Below are 18952 nucleotides of genomic sequence, written 5' to 3' on the forward strand. Positions count from 1 at the left end.
GTGGGTCCCAGCAGTATAGGTCCGGTGGTGCGTCCGACGTCCGTCTGTCGGCGCCGTCGCGGACCGCAAACGACAGGAGCCACCCCCTCGCGGAAGCGCGTATGAGTACACCGGAGTCAGTGCAGTCGCTGGTCGACGACCTCCACGACGAGGCAGAACGGGACCGCCCGGCCGAGGATACCCCCGAGGTCGGCATCGTGATGGGTTCGGATTCGGACCTCGATACGATGTACGGGGCGTACGAGGCCCTGACCGAACTCGGCTTCGAGGAGGTGACCGACGTCGAGAACCCGCCCGAGACCCGCTACACGTTCGAGACCTACGTCGTCAGCGCCCACCGGACACCCGGGCTGATGTACGCCTACGCCGAGACCGCCGAGGACCGCGGCCTCGATGTCATCATCGCGGGGGCGGGCGGCAAGAGCGCCGACCTGCCGAACATGACCGCCAGCCTTGCGTACCCGCTCCCGGTGGTCGGCGTGCCGGTCCAGGAGAAGTCGGTGAGCAGCGTGCTTGGGATGCCGACGGGCGCGCCCATCGTGGCCGTCGACGCGGGGAAATCGTTCAACGCCGCGCTGTCGGCGGTCCAGACGCTGGCCCGTGAACACGACGAGCTGCGCGACCGACTCGTCGACTACCACGAGCGCCTGCAGCAGGGTGTGGGCGAGGTGTCCCGGGACCTCCACGAGTCGGGGACCGCCAGGTTCCGGGCCGAGCGTGAGTGAACAGGTGATTCCGGGCACTGCACCGGCGGTCCCACGGGACCACTGATTCCACGGTTGAGGGGCGTGATTCCGCCGACGACGGCGTTATCAACTCTTATGTACGGGGGTTCCTTAGCCGCCAGTGATAGTCGTGAGCAATCCATGGATCGCTATCGGGGCGCTAGCGGTCGTGGGGGTGGCGATTCCCCTGACGATGATCGCCGTCTCCGCACTCCTCCGCCCGAGCGTGCCCGAGCAGGGAAAACGAGCCGTCTACGAGTCCGGCGAGATTCCGACGGGCAACACGCGCATCCGCTTCAACATCCAGTACTACATGGTCGCGCTGTTGTTCGTCATCTTCGACATCGAGACCGTCCTCATCTTCCCGTGGACGGTCATCTACCGGGACGCCGTGAGCCAGTTCGGTCTGGCGAGCGCGCTGCTGCCGATGCTGATATTCATCGGTGTCCTGGTTATCGGACTCGCCTGGGCGTGGCGCAACGGCGCCGTCCGCTGGGTCGCGAGCCCACGCGGCGAAACCGGACAATCGGCTGACTAAACCAATGAGTTCCGACAACACCACACCGACAGAGTCGACGCAGGAAGCCCGCATGGGCGACGGCGTCGACTCCCGCTTCAACTCGAAGCTCCGCGAGGCGTTCGGCTCCACCCCGTTCATCCTCACAAAGTTCGACAAGTTCATGAACTGGGTCCGGGGCTCCTCGATGTTCATGCTGCAGTTCGGCATCGCCTGCTGCAGCATCGAGATGATGCACACCTACGCGGTCAAGCACGACCTCGACCGCTTCGGGGCCGGCGTGCCCCGGGCGTCCCCACGACAGGCGGACGTCATCATCGTTCCAGGGACCATCGTCTCGAAGTTCGCCCCGCGGATGAAGCGCGTCTACGACCAGATGCCCGAGCCGAAGTTCGTCGTCGGGATGGGCTCCTGTACCATCTCCGGCGGCCCCTTCCAGGAGGGCTACAACGTCATCAAGGGCGCGGAAGAGGTCATCCCGGTGGACATCCACGTCCCCGGCTGCCCGCCGCGGCCCGAGGCGCTGGTCTACGGCGTCGCCAAACTGCAGGAGCGCATCGCCAACGGCGAGAGCGCCCCCGTCACCGTCAAGCCGTACGAACTGGAGCAGTTCGGCGACCTCGAGGGCGACGAACTCGTACAGCACCTCGCCGACCAGATCGACGAGGAGGACCTCGTCATGCGGTACAACTGGGCGGACTCGCCCTGATACCATGAGCCTGGAAGACCCTACCAAACCCGAGGCCGAGGCGGAACCGGTCGGCGAGACCGCCGCCGGCCTCGACTACGACGCGCTCGAAGCGCTGCTGGGCGACCTGGCCATCGGCCGCGAGTCCCACATCAACGCCGAGGCGTTCGTCGTCCGGCCGGACGACGTGGCGGAAGCGCTCATCACGCTCCGCGACGAGGCCGGCTTCGACCACTGTTCCTGCGTCACCGCACAGGAGTACGAGGACCGCTACGAGTCCATCTACCACCTCCGGAAGTACGACGACCCGACCCAGGAGGTCGGCGTCGTCGTGCCCACCTCGCGTGACGACCCGGTCAGCCAGTCCGGCAACGCGGCGTACCGGACCGCCGATTGGCACGAGCGCGAGGCCTACGACCTCGTCGGCATCGAGTACGACGACCACCCGGACATGCGCCGTATCCTCCTGCCGGAGACGTGGCAGGGCCACCCGCTGCGCAAGGACTACAACCAGGAGCAGCCCCAGGTCGTCAGTCTCCGCGAGCACGCGAACCCGCTGCAGGACGACCACCGGGGCGGGGAGAACTCGGACACGATGTTCCTCAACATCGGCCCCCACCACCCCGCCACCCACGGCGTCCTGCACCTGAAGACGACGCTGGACGGCGAGACGGTCGCCGACGTCGAATCCGACATCGGCTACCTCCACCGGTGCGAGGAGCAGCTCTGCCAGCAGGGGAACTACCGGCACCAGATAATGCCGTACCCCGACCGCTGGGACTACATCTCGGCCGGTATCCTCAACGAGTGGGCGTACGCCCGCACGGCCGAGGACCTCGCGGACATCGACGTGCCAGAGTACGCACAGGTCATCCGGACCATGTCCGCGGAGATGTGTCGCATCGCGAGCCACATGCTCGCGGTCGCGACGTTCGCGCTGGACGTCTACGGCGACTTCACGGCCATCTTCATGTACGCGATGCAGGACCGCGAGAACATGCAGAACCTGCTGGAGGACCTGACCGGCCAGCGGCTCATGTTCAACTACCTCCGGCTGGGTGGCGTCGCGTGGGACCTGCCCGAGCCCCGCGAGGAGTTCTTCGAGAAGACCCGGGACCTGCTGGACGACCTCCCGGAGCGCCTGGAGGAGTACCACAACCTCATCACGTCGAACGAGATCTTCCAGATGCGGTGTGTCGACACCGGCGTCCTCGAGCCCGAGGTCGCCAAGCAGTACGGCGCAACCGGGCCGGTCGCCCGTGGCTCCGGCATCGACTACGACCTCCGGCGCGACGACCCGTACGGCTACTACGACGAGCTGGACTGGGACGTCGTGACCGAGGACGGCTGCGACAACTACGCGCGCGTTCTCGTCCGGATGCAGGAGGTCGAGGAGTCCGCGAAGATCATCCAGCAGTGCGTCGACCTGCTCGAGGACTGGCCCGAGGAGGAGCGCACCATCCAGTCGAACGTGCCGCGCACCCTCAAGCCCGAGCCGGACACGGAGATCTACCGCTCGGTCGAGGGCGCGAAAGGTGAACTCGGCATCTACATCCGCTCGGACGGAACCAGCACCCCGGCACGGTTCAAGATCCGGTCGCCGTGCTTCTCGAACCTGCAGACCCTGCCCGAGATGAGCGAGGGTGAGTACATCCCCGACCTCATCGCGTCGCTGGGCTCGCTGGACATCGTCCTCGGGGAGGTGGACCGGTGAGCCTCCCGACGGTCGCACTGCAGGGCGGTACGCCACTGCCGACGCTGCTCAAGAACCTGCTCGGGCTCCCGGACGGCCCGGCGTTCGAGTTCGTCGCGGCGCTCATCGCCTCGTCGGTCATCGCGGCGGCCCTGCTAGGGCTCGTCGCGGTGTCCGGTATCTGGGGCAAGCGGAAGATCACCGCCGCATTCACGGACCGAATCGCAGTCAACCGGCACGGCCCGTACGGCCTGCTCATCATCGTGGCCGACGCCGTCCGGCTCCTGTCGAAGGAACTCGTCGTTCCGGAGGGCGTCGACCGCCCGGCGTGGGACATCGCACCCATCGTCATGGCCGGCTCGGCGCTGCTGGGCTTCGCGGTCATCCCGATGGGGAACGGCCTCCAGATCGCCGACCCCGAGGTCGGCCTGGCCTACGTCTTCGCGGTCGCCTCCATCGCCAGCGTCGGGCTGGTGATGGCCGGCTACTCCTCGAACAACAAGTACTCCCTGCTCGGGGGCCTGCGCGCGGTCGCACAGAACCTCGCCTACGAGATTCCGCTCATCATCACGGCGGCGTCGGTGGTCATCTTCGCCGGCACGCTCCAGATGAGCGGCATCGTCGAGGCACAGACCGCGACGCTCGTCTCGGTCGCAGGCATCGACATCCCCTCGTGGTACGCCTTCGTCAACCCGTTCGCGTTCGTCCTGTTCATGGCCGCGAACCTGGCAGAAGTGGGTCGCAACCCCTTCGACATCCCGGAGGCACCCACGGAAATCGTCGCCGGGTGGCAGACGGAGTACTCCTCGGTCTACTTCGTGCTCTGCTACCTCTCGGAGTTCATCCACATCTTCCTTGGCGGCGCCATCATCGCGACCATCTTCCTCGGCGGCCCGGCCGGTCCGGTTCTCCCGGGCGTGGTCTGGTTCATCATCAAGATGGTCGCGGTCTACCTGTTCACCCAGTGGACTCGCTCGGCGGTCCCCCGGGTTCGCATCGACCAGCTCATCGAGATCGGCTGGAAGGGGATGCTCGTGCTGTCGTTCGCCAACCTCGTCCTCACGGCCGTTATCGTGGGAATCACCGTCTAAGACAATGATAGGCGTCCTCAAATCCATGGCCACGACGATGAAGCACGCGCTCGACGGCGAGACGTTCACCGTCGCGTACCCAGAAGAAACACCCGAAGTGTCGCCGCGCTTCCGCGGCGTCCACAAGTTCTCCCAGGAGCGGTGCATCTGGTGCCGCCAGTGCGAGAACGTCTGTCCGAACGACACCATCCAGATCGTCACTGACGAGCAGCGCAACGGCGAGCAGTACAACCTCCACATCGGCCAGTGCATCTACTGCCGGCTCTGCGAGGAGGTCTGCCCCGTTGACGCCATCCTGCTCACCCAGAACTTCGAGTTCACGGGCGATACCAAGGACGACCTCGCCTACTCGATGGAGGAACTGAAGAACGTTCCCTGGTACAAGGACATCGACCCGCTCGCCTCGCGCGAACCGGACCGCGGCGCGTGGATCGGCGAGGGCGACGGCGAGATCGACTACCAGTAGAGCTTCTTCACCGCGAGCTTTTTTGACGGCTCGGGTGGCCTTGCCGGCCGGCTTCGCCGTCCTCAGAAATCGAAGATTTCTGATTGGCTGCGGGAGAGCTTCGCTCTCCCGAACGGCCGTCTGCGGTCACCGCTCGCCGCAAAAAACGTTCAGAAAAAACGCCGGCCCTCGCTGCGCTCCGGCCGGTGAAACCGCGCCTGCGGCGCGGTATGCAGGATGGGTCAGAAACCACCTATTATTAAAATAAATCAATAAAGGTGGAATATTATGGGTTTCTGATGGACGTATCGGTCAAAATTTCATATCACTGACAGTGCAGTCGTCTCGGGCGACTGCAACTGACTCACCGCGCGGTCGCGTTCGCCCGTGCCGCCTCCAGCCACTCCGGTTCGGGCACCGCTGTCGACCCGATGTCCGTCACCCGGAACGTCCGGTTCATCGACCCCTCGCCGAGGGCGATGGAATCCTCGTAGGAGCGGATGGCCCCGTCGCCGGTCACCCGGAGCGTCGCGGTGAAGTTTGTCTCCGAGCCGTCGCCGGTCTCACCAGGGAACCCGGTGCTCTCGGCCCGGAAGACGTACAGGCGTTCCCCGAGGAGTCCACCCTCGCGTCGGACGAAGGTGTAGTTCGGGTCCGGTGGGGCGACCAACAGTTCTAGCCCGTTCGGGGCGCCGAGCGTCTCGTTCACCGGCCCGCGGGCGCCGGGTCGGAGCACACGGTAGGCCACATCGTGGGGCGTCTCGACGCGACGGTAGACCGTGCCGTTGGCGATGAAGAGCTCCGAGGTTCGGTTCCCCCGCGTCTCGATGGAGTGGTACGGGGTTCCACCAGTACCGATACGGACCTCCGTCCGGCCCTGGCGTGGGGGTAGCGTCACGTTCTCCGGGGTCCGCTCCAGGCTCACGTTCACCCGAGAGACGACCGTGTAGCTCCGGTTGTCCAGCGCGGACTGGTGTCCGATCACCAGCGCGGTCTCGTTCACGTGCGTCTCGTTCGTTCCCGGTGGGTACTCCCCGCCACCTGTCAGCCCGCTGCATCCCGACAGTACGACCAGACAGCAGACGAGAACGGCCGTCGTTCGCATCGCTTCGGCGGACAGATGACCACGGCAAGCCGTTTCTGCCGTGTATGTCGGCCGATTTAATCGGGCTGGCAGGAACCGTAGGCCCGAGGTGACGAACCGACCACGCAGCGCGACCAGCTGCCGTCCGGACAGAGCTGTCGACCGACATCGCCCAGCGACCGAACACTCACCCACTTCGGTTCGCCAGGGGTGCCCCGATTCACGCGATATCGGACTCGAAGACCAGCACGTAGCTGTGGTCGTAGCCGTAGCCGTAGACGCCATCAGCCCCCGTTTCACCGTCCCAGGCGACGACGTGTTCGCCGGTGAACCGGAAGCGCGGGAGCTCCCGAATCGCGTCCGCGAGGTCCCAGGCGAACGTCGTCGTCCGACCGTCGTGTTCCAGGTTCGCCGCTTCGACCAGCAGTGTCCCGTCTCTGTGGAAGCGTGACCCGAGGCTCCCGAACACGGCCGCGAGGTCGTCGAGATACGTCTCGTAGTCGCTCTCGCCGTCGTGGTTCTGGAGTGGGTCGCGGGCATCGGACTCGTGCATGAACGGTGGCGAGGTGAGCACGCAGTCGAGTGTCGGGACGTCGTCGGGGATATCCGTGGCCGTCCCGTGGTGGAGTCGGTCCGGATGTCGGAGGCGGTCGCAGGCGTAGGCGGCGCGGTCGGCGTCGTACTCGATACCCCAGGCCTTGCGGTCGAGTGACTCCGCGACCGTCAGCGTGGTTCCGAAGCCGGCGAAGGGGTCGAGGAGCCGGTCACCGTGCTCGGTGTACTCGCTGACCAGCCGCCGGACGAGTGCGGGCGGCATCCGGACGTCGCCGCCCTCGACCCACTCGGGGAGGGGCGTCGGATGGTCGTGGGAGAGGTGGAGGGTCGTTCGCACGGGTGGCCGATGGTCGGCCCGTCGACATGATTCCCACGGCTCCCGAGTCAGGTCACTTCTGGTCACCTCTGGTCATCACAGGTCGCCGACGGAGCCGAGGCGGGAGCCACGCCTGGCCCGGGCCGAGGCGGCGATTTCTCGCACCTGGGGCGGTGATACGGCACTTCCGAGAGAACATACGCACGCGCCCGCGGATGGCAAGTTTCAAAGCCGTTCTGGATAAGGGAACGACAATGGCACTAGCAGAGACACTGGCGTTCGCGCTGTTCGCCCTCGTGACCGTGGGGAGCGCGCTGGGCGTCGTGTTGGTCCGCGACATCTGGCACGCGGCGCTCCTCCTCGGGGTGGCGCTCGTCAGCGTTGCGGTCCACTTCGTCATGCTGCGCGCCGAGTTCCTCGCGGCGATGCAGATCCTGGTGTACGTTGGTGGGGTACTCGTCCTCATCACGTTCGCCGTGATGCTGGTCCGCGAGCAAGGGGCCGACACGGAGGTGGTCGGCCAATGACCAGTCGCCCACGACTGGAGCGAAACAGTCGGCAGGTCGTCGGCCTGCTGTCGCTCGTCCTGTTCGCCGTCCTGTCCGCCGTGTTCCTCACGGCGGAGTTCGGGGGGGCTGCCGGCTTCCCCGGCGACGGCTCCATCACCGCCGCCATCGGCTACGCGATGTTCAACCTCGACGCGGGGGCCTTCCCCTCCGAGGGATTCCTCGTGACGTTCGAGATCATCGACCTCGTGCTGGTGGCGGCGCTGGCTGCTGCCGTCATGCTCGCCCGTCGAGAGGGGGGTTCGCTCCCGCTCCGGACGGATGGCGGTGAGCCCGGAGGGCGAGCCTCGTCGGACCGACAGTCCGACGGCGGCACGGAGCGCACGGGCGACGAGGACGGGGGTGACCGGTGATGGCGGTCCCGGTCCAGTACTACCTGGTCCTCTCGGCCGCGGTGTTCTGTATCGGCCTGTTCGGCATCCTGACGCGGCGGAACGCGCTGATGTTCCTGATGAGCGTCGAGCTGATGCTGAACGCTGCGAATATCAACCTCGTCGCGTTCTCGTTCTACCACGGGAACCTGACCGGGCAGGTGTTCAGCCTGTTCACGATGGCGCTGGCGGCCGCCGAGGTGGCGGTCGGCATCGGCATCATCCTCGTCCTGTATCGCAACTTCTCGGACGTGGACGTGACGAAAGCGACGACACTGAGGTGGTAACATGGCTGCAGAAGGAGGAATATTCACGTTCGCGCCGGCCATCGCGGTGCTGCCGTTCGTATCGTTCCTGGTCGCCCTGTTCTTCGGTGACCGGATGCCGAAGAAGGGGGCGTTCGCCGGAATCGCGGCGACCGCCGGGTCGCTGCTGCTGTCGCTGGTCATGCTCGCGCAGGTCGCGAGCGGGCACGCCTACCACATGGAACTGTACACGTGGGTGGGCGGAGAGGGCGTGCCGTTCGAGCTGACGTTCGGCATCCTGCTCGACCAGCTCTCGACGCTGATGCTGGTCATCGTCTCGACCATCGCGTTCCTGGTCCACATCTTCTCGCTGGGCTACATGAACGACGAGAACGAGACCGGCCTGCCCCGCTACTACGCCGAGCTGGGCCTGTTCACGGCGAGCATGCTCGCCTTCGTCTTCTCGGACAACATCCTGATGGCGTTCATGTTCTTCGAGCTGGTGGGCCTCTGTTCGTACCTGCTCATCGGCTTCTGGTTCCGCCGCTCGGGCCCGCCGAGCGCGGCGAAGAAGGCGTTCCTGGTCACCCGCTTCGGTGACTACTTCTTCCTCATCGGCGTCGTCGGCATCTTCGCCACCTTCGGTACGGGGATGTTCGGCGGCCCGGGCGTCGAGGAGTCGTTCCCCGGCCTCGCCGAGGCCGCCATCGCCGGTAACGCGACGGTCAACACGTTCTTCGGCCTCTCACCGCAGGCGTGGTTCGGCGTCCTCGGGCTGCTCGTGCTGGGCGGCGTGATGGGCAAGTCCGCCCAGTTCCCGTTCCACACGTGGCTGCCGGACGCGATGGAGGGTCCGACCCCCGTCTCGGCGCTCATCCACGCGGCGACGATGGTCGCGGCCGGTGTCTACCTCGTCGCCCGGATGTACGGGTTCTACGCCCTGCTTCCGACCGTCCTCGCCATCATCGCCTTCGTCGGCGGCTTCACCGCGCTGTTCGCCGCCTCGATGGGCGTCGTCAAGGACGAGATCAAGCAGGTGCTTGCCTACTCCACCATCTCCCAGTACGGCTACATCATGCTCGGGCTGGGTGGCGGTGGCTACGTGGCCGGGGTCTTCCACCTGACCACACACGCGTTCTTCAAGGCGCTCCTGTTCCTCGGTGCCGGTTCGGTCATCATCGCGATGCACCACAACGAGGACATGTGGGACATGGGCGGCCTCAAAGAGAAGATGCCCGTGACCTACTACGCGTTCCTCTCGGGCAGCCTGGCACTGGCGGGCATCGTCCCGTTCTCCGGCTTCTGGTCGAAGGACGAGGTACTGTACGAGACGCTGGTCCACGGCCTCGGCGGGAGCCCGCTCCTGCTGGGCGCGTACGCCATGGGCCTGCTGGCCGTGTTCTTCACGGGCTTCTACACGTTCCGCATGGTCCTGCTGACGTTCCACGGCGAGCCGCGGACCGACCTCGCCGAGGACCCCGAGCCGGTTCGCTGGAACGTGAAGGTGCCCCTGGCGATTCTGGGGGTCCTCGCCGCGGTCATCGGCGTCATCAACCTCGTGCCGGTCCACAAGGTCGTGGACAGCGTGCCGGAGTTCCTCCACGACTGGCTCTACCACGGGCCGGAGGGACTCAACGGCGAGCACTACGCGACGCTGCTGCACGACGTCGCGGGGTACACCGCCAACGCCACGTTCGCGGGCGGTGAGCTCGTCTCCATCCTCGTCTCGGCAGCCCTCTCGCTGGGCCTGGCGCTGGCCGGTGCGGGCGTCGCGCTCGCGCTCTACCGCGGTCCCGAGCCCGAGGAACACACCGAGAAGCTCGGTTCACTCAAGACCTTGCTCTACAACAACTACTACCAGGACGAGTACCAAGTCTGGCTCGCGCAGGACCTCACCGAGGGGACCGTCGCGAAGAACGCCAAGCGGTTCGACGACGGGGTCGTCGACGGCCTCGTCAACCGCGTCTCCGACGTGAGTCTCGTCTCCGGGCACTTCCTGCGCCGTATCCAGACGGGCATCGTCTCCAACTACGCGGCGCTCATCACGCTCGGTCTCGTGGTGCTGCTGGTCGCCTTTGGCATCGCTGGCGGTTGGTTCGGGGGTGTCTTCGCATGATGATCGAGGCCCTCATCGGGCTCTGCCTGCTGGGCGCAGTCGTCGTCTTCTTCGCGCCCGACGAGTACGCCGGGAAACTCGCGTTCGGCTGGTCACTCCTGCCACTGGCGCTCTCGGCGCTGATGTACCTCAACTTCGACGGGAGCGGCAACGCGCTGCTGGGTGGCTCGCTGGCGTTCGAGGAGCAGTTCACCTGGATAACGCTCGGCCCCTACGACCTCTCGTGGTACATGGGGCTGGACGGCATCAGCATGCCGCTGGTGGTCCTGTCGACGCTGCTGACCTCGCTGGCCATCATGTCGGCGTGGACGCCCATCGCCGAACGACAGAACCAGTTCTACGGGCTGGTCCTGTTCCTGGAGGCCAGTCTCATCGGCGTCTTCGGCGCGCTGGACTTCTTCGTCTGGTTCGTCTTCTGGGAGGCCGTCCTCATCCCGATGTACTTCCTCGTCGGCATCTGGGGCGGCGCCCGGCGCAAGTACGCCGCCATCAAGTTCTTCGTCTACACGAACATCGCCAGCCTCGTCCTGTTCATCGGGTTCTTCGGGCTGGTGTTCGGCCTGGGCGACAGCATCAACTCGCTGGCACTCCCCGAGATCGCGCAGGCGTTGCGGGCGGGTGAACTCGGCTCGCTCGCCGGTGGCCTCATCGGGCCGGAGCAGCTGGCCCTGCTCGCGTTCGTCGCGATGTTCATCGGGTTCGGCGTCAAGGTGCCCATCGTCCCGTTCCACACGTGGCTGCCGGACGCCCACGTCGAGGCTCCGACGCCCATCTCCGTGCTGCTGGCGGGCGTCCTCCTGAAGATGGGGACGTACGCGCTGCTGCGGTTCAACTTCACGATGCTGCCGGAGGTCGCGCGGAACCTCGCCGTGCCCATCGCGGCCATCGCGGTTATCAGCGTCATCTACGGCGCGCTGCTCGCGCTGGCCCAGTCCGACCTGAAGCGCGTCGTCGCGTACTCGTCGGTCTCCTCGATGGGATACGTCATCCTGGGGCTCGTCGCCTACACGAGCTACGGGATGGGCGGCGCGACGTTCCAGATGGTGAGCCACGGGCTCATCTCGGGCCTGATGTTCGCCTGCGTCGGCGTCATCTACAACATCTCGCACACGCGCGAGATCGGCGACATGGCGGGACTGGCCGAGAAGATGCCCGTCACCGTCGGCGCGTTCGTCGCCGGCGCGTTCGCCTACGCCGGCCTGCCGCTGATGGCCGGCTTCGCCGCGGAGTTCTTCATCTTCGTCGGCTCCTTCCAGTCCACCGTCATCGCCGGCAACGGCATGGCCGTGATGACCGGACTGGCGATGTTCGGTATCGTCATCGTCGCCGGCTACCTGCTGTGGGCGATGCAGCGCTCGCTGTTCGGCCCGTTCGAGTTCGACGGCGACTACGAGATCACGAAGGCGGCTCGACACGACGTCGTGCCGCTCATCGTACTCATCGTGGTCATCATCGCGCTCGGGACGTTCCCGAACGACCTGTTCTTCCGGATGATCACGGACGCGGTCGGCCCGCTCGTCGACGGCGCGACGGCTGAGGCCGCCATCGAACTCGGAGGTGGTTCCCCATGATGCCCCTACAATCCACAGCCATCGAACCGACCTGGGCGGCGCTCACGCCGGCCCTGGTGCTGGCCGTGTTCGCGCTGCTCCTGTTCGTACTCGACAGCATCGACCCGGACGACTCGAACAGCGGCCTCCTCGCGGGCACGGCCACCGTCGGCAGCGTCTCGGCGATGATCGTCTCCGGAGCGTTCCTGCTGCTCGGCATCGGGGCCGGCGACGGGGTCTCGCTGTACGGCGGCCAGCTCGTCGTCGACTCCATGGCGCTGTTCTTCATGTTCATCGCCACCAGCGTCGCCACCCTGGTCTGTCTCGCGAGCCTCGACTATCTCGAGGGTCGGCAGTACCAGGCGGAGTACTACATCCTCGTGATGCTGGCGACGACCGGGATGACGCTGATGGCCGCGGCGAACTCGCTGGCCACGATCTTCGTCTCGCTGGAGCTGCTCTCGCTCCCCTCGTACGCGCTCGTGGCGTTCCTCAAGAACGACAAGGGCAGCGTCGAGGCGGGGATGAAGTACTTCCTCGTCGGGGCGCTCTCCTCGGCGGTGTTCGCCTACGGCGTCTCGCTGGTCTACGGCGTCACCGGCAGCCTGCTGCTGGAGGAGATCGCGGCGGCCCTGCAGAGCGCCGGTGCGCTCTCGGGGCTGGGCGGCGTCCTCGGCGTCGGCGTGCTGATGGTCGCCGGCGGCTTCGCGTTCAAGACCGCTTCCGTCCCGTTCCACTTCTGGGCGCCGGAGGCCTACGAGGGCGCACCTGCACCCGTCAGCGCGTTCCTCTCCTCGGCCTCGAAGGCGGCCGGTTTCGTGGTCCTCTTCCGCGTCTTCATCGTCGCGTTCCCCATCGAGGCGGTCGCGCCGGCCATCGACTGGGTGCTCCTGTTCCAGGTGCTCGCGGTCGTGACGATGACGCTGGGGAACTTCGCCGCCGCCACCCAGGAGAACGTCAAGCGGATGCTCGCCTACAGTTCGGTCGGGCATGCCGGCTACGTGCTCATCGGCCTCGCGGCACTCACGGGTGCCGGCAACGGCGAGATCGTTCTCGGCGCCGGGATGATCCACCTGCTCGTCTACGGCTTCATGAACACGGGTGCGTTCCTGTTCGTGGCCATGGTCGAGTACTGGGGCGTCGGCCGCACCTTCGAGGACTACAACGGCCTCGCGACGAAGGCACCGGTCGCCTGTGTCGCCATGACCGTCTTCATGTTCTCGCTGGCGGGGCTCCCTATCGGCGGGGGCTTCCTCTCGAAGTACTACCTGCTCGCCGGCGCGGTCGGCGCGGGCGTCTGGTGGCTCGCGCTCGTCGCGGCTGTCAACAGCGCGCTGAGCCTGTTCTACTACTCCCGCGTCGTCAAGGCGATGTGGATCGAGGAGCCCAACGGCAACCTCGAGGGGATGGACGCGCGTGGCTACCCGACGGGGCTGTACGCGGCCGTCGTCATCGCGGCCGTCGTGACGGTCCTGCTGCTCCCGGCCATCGGCGTCTTCTCCGGCGTCGCCTTCGACGCGGCGAGCGCCGTGCTGCAGCTCGGGCCCTGAGGCCGGCCCGAACTCCACTTCCTGACGCGGTTCTCGATACCCACCCCTCGTCTCCGAGCCCCCGGTCCGTGACCAGCGGCCCGCCGGCCACGGGCCAGTGACGACCCACCGGAGCGACTCGTAGCCTCCCCAGTGGTGGAGACCCCCGGCGGACCGCTCGCTCGTTCCGCGTAGGTGGGTGCCGGTCGCACGGTCGGTGCTTCCCGGAGTGCGGCAACCTGGATTCGGATTTATAAAACAGGCCGTCGGAGACCTGAGTGGATGTACGACCGGATTCTGCTTTCGACCGACGGGACGAGCGCCTCCGACGAGGCCGAATCGCACGCCATCGACCTCGCTGCGGCCCACGATGCGGTCCTCCACGTGCTCTACGTCGTCGACGAGGACATCGTAACCGCGTACAGCGGCGACGAGTACGTCGACGAGGCCGAGGGACCCGAACACGGGCTCGAGGAACTCGGCGAGGAGACCCTCACGGCGATCCGAGGTGAGGCGGATGCTGCCGGGGTCGACGTCGTCGAGGCGATGCAACACGGCCGACCCGCCGAGACGATAGTCGAGCATGCCGACGACACCGACGCGGACCTGATCGTCCTCGGCACGAAGCGGCGGCCGGACGAGTACCGGTCGCTCCTCGGGAGCGTGACCGACCGAGTCCTCCGGTTGGCGACCCGGCCGGCGACTGTCGTGAAGACCGAAGTCAGCGAGTGAGTCGTCATCGGCCCTGGGTGGGCCTACACCCGACACTGCCCCTCAGACAGGGTTCACAGGGCTGAACCGGACGTGGATATCGCGGTCGGGCTGCAGGTTGATGGCCGAATCCAGCCCGACCTCGGGTGGCTCGTGGGGGTCGAACTCGTCGGGGTCGGTGCCGTGAGGGCGAGCGAACTCGACCCGGTAGGTCGAACAGATGGCCGCGAGGGCGGCCGTGGCCTCCGTGGTGGCGATGTTCTCGCCGAGGCATGAGTGGCGACCCTTCGAGAACGGGAGGTAGGCGAGTTCGTGGCGGTCGGCCACCTGCCCGGCCTCGAACCGTGACGGGTCGAACGTGTCAGGGTCGTCCCAGAACTCCGGGCTGCGGTGGGTGACGTACGGGCTGATGAGCACGTGCGTCCCGGCGTCGATATCCTCGCCGCCGACGCTCGTCCCGGTCTTCGCGGTCCGGCCGAACACGGGGAGCGAGGGGTAGAGGCGGAGCGTCTCCTGCCAGACGCGTCGGGTGTACGGCAGCGACGCGATGAACGTCTCGCCGTCCTCGGTCGCCGGTGTCTCGCCCAGCGCGACCTGACAGGCTGCCTCACCATGGGGAGCCAGCAGTTCCGTCTCCCGGGCCTCCACCCGGATGCGCTCTTGTACCTCGGGGCGGGCGGCAAGCAGGTAGAGTGCCCACGTCATCCCGGCGGTGACGGTGGCGTGGCCGGCGATGAGCAGTCCCAGCACCTCCTGGCGGAGCGTCTCCGGGTCCAGCGACTCCCCGTCGACCGGGTCCTGGCGGCACAGCCAGGCCCCGAGTGCGTCGTCGTAGGCACGCGGCGTCCGGAGTCGGCGCTCGACGATGGCCGTCGCGGCCCCGACCAGCTGGTCGACGTACGCCTCGATCTGCTGCTCCTGTCGACTTCCCAGCTCCACGTACGGGTCCGCGCCGAGCCCGTCCTGCAGCCAGCCGGGGAGATGGAGTTCGTCGGGGAGTCGGCGGCCGACGTAGCTGGCCACCAGCCGGGTCTGCCGCTGTTTGAACAGGTCCCGGAGGCCGTCGACCGACTCGATGATGTCTGTCTCCTGGGCGCGGATGTCGGGTCCGAACAGGCTCACCCCGAGCAGCCGGAGGGTGAGCCGCTGCATCGCCGGGAGCAGCCGGACGCCGTCGTGGCCGGGAGCCATGACCTGAACGGCGTCGGGCACCGTCTCCGGCGCGGCAGCCGTCGCCCCGCCGTCGTCCCCCTCGAACTCGGCCAGCGTGGCGAGTGTCGTCTCAACCATCTCCGGTGCCTTCGGAATGACGGCGTTCTCGTTGAACTCCGGGCCCACAAGCCGCATCCGTCGGGTCCAGGAGCCCTCCTCGCTGTCCTCGTGGAGGCTGACGATGCTGTTGCGGACGACCCGGCTGAAGTCCCGCGAACCGGGGACATCCAGCCCGCCGAACTCCGAGGGGTTCGACTGGAGGATGTACTGGAGGTCGTCGGGGTGCGAGACCAGATACACCTCCTTGTCGAGTGATGGGTGGATCGGCGGGATGCGGACGGTGTGTCCGTACTGCTCCCGGAGGTACAGCCCGACGGTCAGCGGGTCGTCGCTGATAAGCCGGGGAACCAGCTCCACGGCCCGAGCCAGCGAGGGGCCGCCCGGAAGCTCCGAGGGGTCGATATCCCTGATGCCCATTACCTGTCGCAATTGTTACCGCAAGGTAATGAGTGTCGTGGCCATTGTGGACGCGGCACACGAACGTTGGGTGGAGGTGCCTGGTTCGAGTGAGCGCCATCGGTGAACGGTAGCTGTCGGAAAACGAAGGAGAACGGCGGCCGGTCAGGGTCGGTCCGCCGGCAGCGGCCGTATCAGCGGCCGCGTGCGAGTCCGTTGCCCTTTCCGGTCGCCTTGCCGCGCCCGTGAGCGTGGCCCTGACCGCGTCCGCCGGAGTCACCGGTCACCGTGCTGGTCGCGCTGTCGTCGGATGGGCGCCCACCACCGCGACCCCGGGAGGGGAAGCTCTCGGCGAAGGCCTGTGCGTCCGCCTCGGTGCAGAAGAACGCGACGAAGCTGATCGCGTAGGGGTCGACGTAGCCGACCGTCACGCTGCCATCGTCGTCGTCGGCAGTCACCTGTGTGACCGCGAACTCCTGGCCCGCCTTCACGACCGCCCAGGCGTCACAGAGACCACCCAGGTCGAACGTCGCGGACATGGGGTCGTACATCGACCCGTCCTTGTCCACGTCGCTGACGTAGCTGATGCCGCCGTCGTAGTCGCCATCGAGGACGAAGCCGTCGAAGGTCACGGTGCCCTCGTCGTCGTACTCGACCACGTACTCGTACTTGACCGACTCGTCGAGGGTGCACTCGACGCACTCGGGCTCGCAGACCTCGCTGATGAGTGTCTCGAGCTCGCTACCCAGGTTGGAGGCGTCCGTGACCGCGACGAAGTCGTCGGGGCTGCTGGCGATATCGTCGCGGAGATAGTCGTCGAACCCGGCGACGTTCTGCCCGATGCCGACCGCGATGATGCGTCGGCCCGCGTTCTTGATGTCGTCCGCGGTGGCCGTGGTCTCGGTCTCCTCGCCCGGCTCTCCGGCGATACCGTTCTCGCCACCGGTGGTTCCGCCGGTGAACTCGAAGTCGCCGTAGGGGAACGCCGTGTCGTCCGCGGGGGGTGTCGCACCGTCACCGACGATGCCGTTCTGGTAGTTCGGACCACCGTCGGTGATGAGGACGATGATCTCCTTGCCGTCGCGGCCCTCCTGCTCGAGGATGGCGTCGGCGAAGGCCAGGGCACCGGGCATGTGCGTCGCGTTCTCTCCGGGCGGGGTGGTCGCCGGGATACCGCCCTGGATCGCGGTCACGTTGCCCGCGGTCGCGAAGTCGAGCAGGTTGTTCGTGCCGTACTCGAACGCGCTCGGGGCGTCACCGAAGGTGACCAGTCCGAGCTGGACGTCCTCGGGCACGACGCCGAGGAAGCTGTCGACACCGCTCTCGATGTCCGGCCAGGTGCCGGCACTGCGGATCGAGCCGGAGTAGTCGAGCGCCACGACGATGTCGACATCACCGCCACAGGTCTCGATGACGGTGTGTTCTGCCGCGCGTACGGTGGGGAACAGGGTCGTCCCGACGCCACCGACTGCCGCTGCACCGCCGAGGATGGCGGCCGTTCGCATCACGTCACGGCGTGAGAAGGGATACAGCTGCGACGTCTCTGTCGGTTGGTTGGTTGTCATTGTGGGTCACTCCTCCGGTCCGGTGGGCGCCTGGCCAGGATGGCCGAGGAACGAGTGCCCTCCTCGCTCGGAAGTGTACCGCAGTATCGGTGGCTTGAGGTATTAAGCACGTACTACCGTCGTGTCTCCGTGAACGGTTCTAGAACGCTTATGTAAGCGGTATGGAGTCCATACTGCCACCGTGTGGGGACAGACCGAGCACGGAACGGCCGATGTTGCCGGATGCTATTGTCACACTCGCACGGGTCGAACGGGGGTTCGATTCGCTGCGCGCGCGGCCGAGACCTCCCTCTCAGTTCGTCGTCACGACCTCGAGCACCGCCCGGTGGTCGAGGTCCGTGTCGCCGCCGACCTGCATGTCCGAGCGGCAGTCGATACCGTGGAGGAAGCCGTCGCCGATATCGGAGTGGAGATGGTAGGCGAACTCCTCGGCGGTGGCGTCCCCGGGCATGAGAAAGCAGTCGCGGAAGGGCCCCTTCGACCAGTCGCCGCTCGCGGAGCCGGGGAAGACGGCTTTCAGCCCGAGCTCGTCGAACAGCGCGCGTTCGAGCGCGGTCTGGACCCCCGTGCCGCCGTACTCGGTGACGAACTCGCGGATCGATTCGAGGCCGGCACGCTGGTCGTCGGAGACATCCCCGACGATATCGAACGCCCCGTCGCCGGGACGGTATTCGAGGGCACCGGCCTCGTCGGCCTTCTTCAGCGCTTTCTCCGCGTGGGCGCTCGTCGGAACGATGGTGAGATGGTCGTACTCGGGGTCGGCCGCGATGGCCGCGTAGTTCTCGCGTGCCTCCGGGGTATCCATCTTGTTCGCCGCGATGACCATCGGCTTCGTCCGCTTGCGGGTCTCGCGGGCGACAGCCTCGCGCTCGGACTCGTCCCACTCGGTCGGTTCGAGAGCGAGGTCGAGCGACCGGACGACGCGCTTGACGCCGTCGTCGGTGATGCCGAACGCGCTCAGTTGCTCGGCGAGGATGCGGTCCGGCTTCACCTCGTCGTCCGGGGTGGGTCGGTCGTAGGCGCTTTCGACCTTCTCGATACCCTTCTCGAGGACGCCGAGATACCACATGTCGAGCTCCCGTTCGAGGAAGTCGATGTCGTCGCGGGGGTCGTGGCCCTCCGTCGGTTCGCCCTCGGCGTCCGTGGTCCCCGAGAAGTCGACGACGTGGACCAGCACGTCCGTCTCGTTGAGGTCGGTCAGGAACTGGTTACCCATCCCCTTCCCCTCGTGAGCGTCGGGCACGAGCCCGGCCACGTCGACGAGCTTGACGGGGACGTAGCGACGGCCCTCACGGCAGAACCCGGTGCTCGGCTGACAGTCCTCGTCGAACTCCGGGGCCGCACAGTCCACACCGACGTACGCCTCGCCGAGGCTCGGGTCGATGGTCGTGAACGGGTAGGCGCCCTCCGGCACGTCGTTCATCGTCGCCGCGTTGAAGAACGTCGACTTGCCCACCGAGGGCTTGCCGACCAGACCGATGCGATAGCTCATTACCGGATGGCAGCCGTCGGCCCGG

Annotated in this window: 18 protein-coding genes; 13 read left to right on the forward strand and 5 right to left on the reverse strand. The window is 66.8% G+C overall.

Annotation, left to right across the window (positions count from 1 at the left end):
- Positions 1-101: 101 nt before the first annotated feature.
- The 6 genes from purE (at position 102) to NL115_RS17370 (ending at position 5180) form a co-directional block, all read left to right on the forward strand.
- Positions 102-725 (forward strand): 5-(carboxyamino)imidazole ribonucleotide mutase, encoded by a 624-nt coding sequence (gene purE / locus NL115_RS17345; RefSeq protein ID WP_254830583.1) that lies wholly within the window; start codon positions 102-104, stop codon positions 723-725.
- 130 nt (positions 726-855) lie between these two features.
- Positions 856-1263 (forward strand): NADH-quinone oxidoreductase subunit A, encoded by a 408-nt coding sequence (locus NL115_RS17350; RefSeq protein ID WP_254833109.1) that lies wholly within the window; start codon positions 856-858, stop codon positions 1261-1263.
- 4 nt (positions 1264-1267) lie between these two features.
- A complete protein-coding gene (locus tag NL115_RS17355; protein WP_254830584.1) occupies positions 1268-1951 on the forward strand; it encodes an NADH-quinone oxidoreductase subunit B in 684 nt (227 codons plus the stop codon).
- Between the two features lie 4 nt (positions 1952-1955).
- Positions 1956-3644, forward strand: a complete 1689-nt coding sequence (locus tag NL115_RS17360) for an NADH-quinone oxidoreductase subunit D (RefSeq protein ID WP_254830585.1) — start codon at positions 1956-1958, stop codon at positions 3642-3644.
- A gap of 17 nt (positions 3645-3661) precedes the next feature.
- A complete protein-coding gene (locus NL115_RS17365) occupies positions 3662-4714 on the forward strand; it encodes a complex I subunit 1/NuoH family protein (RefSeq protein ID WP_254833110.1) in 1053 nt (350 codons plus the stop codon).
- Between the two features lie 4 nt (positions 4715-4718).
- Positions 4719-5180, forward strand: a complete 462-nt coding sequence (locus tag NL115_RS17370) for a NuoI/complex I 23 kDa subunit family protein (protein WP_254830586.1) — start codon at positions 4719-4721, stop codon at positions 5178-5180.
- A gap of 343 nt (positions 5181-5523) precedes the next feature.
- On the opposite strand, the gene NL115_RS17375 is transcribed toward NL115_RS17370, so the two are convergent.
- Together NL115_RS17375 and NL115_RS17380 are read right to left on the reverse strand one after the other, a co-directional pair.
- Positions 5524-6264 (reverse strand): DUF7537 family lipoprotein, encoded by a 741-nt coding sequence (locus NL115_RS17375; protein ID WP_254830587.1) that lies wholly within the window; start codon positions 6262-6264, stop codon positions 5524-5526.
- Between the two features lie 199 nt (positions 6265-6463).
- On the reverse strand, positions 6464-7135 hold the full coding sequence (locus tag NL115_RS17380) for a DNA methyltransferase (RefSeq protein ID WP_254830588.1): 672 nt from the start codon (positions 7133-7135) through the stop codon (positions 6464-6466).
- Between the two features lie 233 nt (positions 7136-7368).
- Between NL115_RS17380 and NL115_RS17385 the strand changes: the two genes are divergently transcribed.
- From NL115_RS17385 to NL115_RS17415, 7 genes are all read left to right on the forward strand, one after another.
- A complete protein-coding gene (locus NL115_RS17385) occupies positions 7369-7641 on the forward strand; it encodes an NADH-quinone oxidoreductase subunit J (RefSeq protein ID WP_254822187.1) in 273 nt (90 codons plus the stop codon).
- Positions 7638-8033: an NADH-quinone oxidoreductase subunit J gene (locus NL115_RS17390; RefSeq protein WP_254830589.1), complete on the forward strand. Its 396-nt coding sequence runs from the start codon at positions 7638-7640 to the stop codon at positions 8031-8033. Before NL115_RS17385 ends, NL115_RS17390 begins: the two co-directional genes overlap by 4 nt.
- Positions 8033-8338 carry an NADH-quinone oxidoreductase subunit NuoK gene (nuoK, locus tag NL115_RS17395; protein ID WP_254822189.1) on the forward strand — a complete coding sequence of 102 codons (306 nt, stop codon included), beginning with the start codon at positions 8033-8035 and terminating at the stop codon, positions 8336-8338. Before NL115_RS17390 ends, nuoK begins: the two co-directional genes overlap by 1 nt.
- 1 nt (position 8339) lies before the next feature.
- A complete protein-coding gene (nuoL, locus tag NL115_RS17400; RefSeq protein ID WP_254830590.1) occupies positions 8340-10412 on the forward strand; it encodes an NADH-quinone oxidoreductase subunit L in 2073 nt (690 codons plus the stop codon).
- Positions 10409-11983 (forward strand): complex I subunit 4 family protein, encoded by a 1575-nt coding sequence (locus NL115_RS17405; RefSeq protein ID WP_254830591.1) that lies wholly within the window; start codon positions 10409-10411, stop codon positions 11981-11983. Before nuoL ends, NL115_RS17405 begins: the two co-directional genes overlap by 4 nt.
- Complete coding sequence (locus NL115_RS17410) at positions 11980-13512, forward strand: NADH-quinone oxidoreductase subunit N (protein WP_254830592.1); 1533 nt, start codon at positions 11980-11982, stop codon at positions 13510-13512. The genes NL115_RS17405 and NL115_RS17410 overlap by 4 nt, the downstream gene beginning before the upstream one ends.
- A 261-nt stretch (positions 13513-13773) precedes the next feature.
- Entirely contained in the window at positions 13774-14223 is a 450-nt protein-coding gene (locus tag NL115_RS17415; RefSeq protein WP_254830593.1) for a universal stress protein, read from the forward strand.
- 42 nt (positions 14224-14265) lie between these two features.
- Here the strand turns inward: NL115_RS17415 and NL115_RS17420 are convergent, their stop codons facing one another.
- The 3 genes from NL115_RS17420 to NL115_RS17430 all read right to left on the reverse strand — a co-directional run bounded on the left by NL115_RS17420 (position 14266) and on the right by NL115_RS17430 (position 18927).
- Positions 14266-15891, reverse strand: coding sequence for a cytochrome P450 (locus tag NL115_RS17420; RefSeq protein WP_254830594.1), 1626 nt, complete (start codon positions 15889-15891; stop codon positions 14266-14268).
- A gap of 173 nt (positions 15892-16064) precedes the next feature.
- Positions 16065-17435, reverse strand: a complete 1371-nt coding sequence (locus tag NL115_RS17425) for a vWA domain-containing protein (protein ID WP_254830595.1) — start codon at positions 17433-17435, stop codon at positions 16065-16067.
- A 292-nt stretch (positions 17436-17727) separates the two neighbouring features.
- A complete protein-coding gene (locus tag NL115_RS17430) occupies positions 17728-18927 on the reverse strand; it encodes a redox-regulated ATPase YchF (protein WP_254830596.1) in 1200 nt (399 codons plus the stop codon).
- Between the last annotated feature and the right edge of the window lie 25 nt (positions 18928-18952).

This window comes from Haloglomus salinum, from assembly GCF_024298825.1.
GTDB classification, from domain to species: domain Archaea; phylum Halobacteriota; class Halobacteria; order Halobacteriales; family Haloarculaceae; genus Haloglomus; species Haloglomus salinum.

Coding starts and splice junctions, on each gene's coding strand:
- purE (WP_254830583.1), top strand. CDS start 102: ATGAGTACACCGGAGTCAGTGCAGTCGCTGGTCGACGACCTCCACGAC.
- NL115_RS17355 (WP_254830584.1), top strand. CDS start 1,268: ATGAGTTCCGACAACACCACACCGACAGAGTCGACGCAGGAAGCCCGC.
- NL115_RS17360 (WP_254830585.1), top strand. CDS start 1,956: ATGAGCCTGGAAGACCCTACCAAACCCGAGGCCGAGGCGGAACCGGTC.
- NL115_RS17370 (WP_254830586.1), top strand. CDS start 4,719: ATGATAGGCGTCCTCAAATCCATGGCCACGACGATGAAGCACGCGCTC.
- NL115_RS17375 (WP_254830587.1), bottom strand. CDS start 6,264: ATGCGAACGACGGCCGTTCTCGTCTGCTGTCTGGTCGTACTGTCGGGA.
- NL115_RS17385 (WP_254822187.1), top strand. CDS start 7,369: ATGGCACTAGCAGAGACACTGGCGTTCGCGCTGTTCGCCCTCGTGACC.
- NL115_RS17390 (WP_254830589.1), top strand. CDS start 7,638: ATGACCAGTCGCCCACGACTGGAGCGAAACAGTCGGCAGGTCGTCGGC.
- nuoK (WP_254822189.1), top strand. CDS start 8,033: ATGGCGGTCCCGGTCCAGTACTACCTGGTCCTCTCGGCCGCGGTGTTC.
- nuoL (WP_254830590.1), top strand. CDS start 8,340: ATGGCTGCAGAAGGAGGAATATTCACGTTCGCGCCGGCCATCGCGGTG.
- NL115_RS17405 (WP_254830591.1), top strand. CDS start 10,409: ATGATGATCGAGGCCCTCATCGGGCTCTGCCTGCTGGGCGCAGTCGTC.
- NL115_RS17410 (WP_254830592.1), top strand. CDS start 11,980: ATGATGCCCCTACAATCCACAGCCATCGAACCGACCTGGGCGGCGCTC.
- NL115_RS17415 (WP_254830593.1), top strand. CDS start 13,774: ATGTACGACCGGATTCTGCTTTCGACCGACGGGACGAGCGCCTCCGAC.
- NL115_RS17420 (WP_254830594.1), bottom strand. CDS start 15,891: ATGGGCATCAGGGATATCGACCCCTCGGAGCTTCCGGGCGGCCCCTCG.
- NL115_RS17425 (WP_254830595.1), bottom strand. CDS start 17,435: ATGACAACCAACCAACCGACAGAGACGTCGCAGCTGTATCCCTTCTCA.
- NL115_RS17430 (WP_254830596.1), bottom strand. CDS start 18,927: ATGAGCTATCGCATCGGTCTGGTCGGCAAGCCCTCGGTGGGCAAGTCG.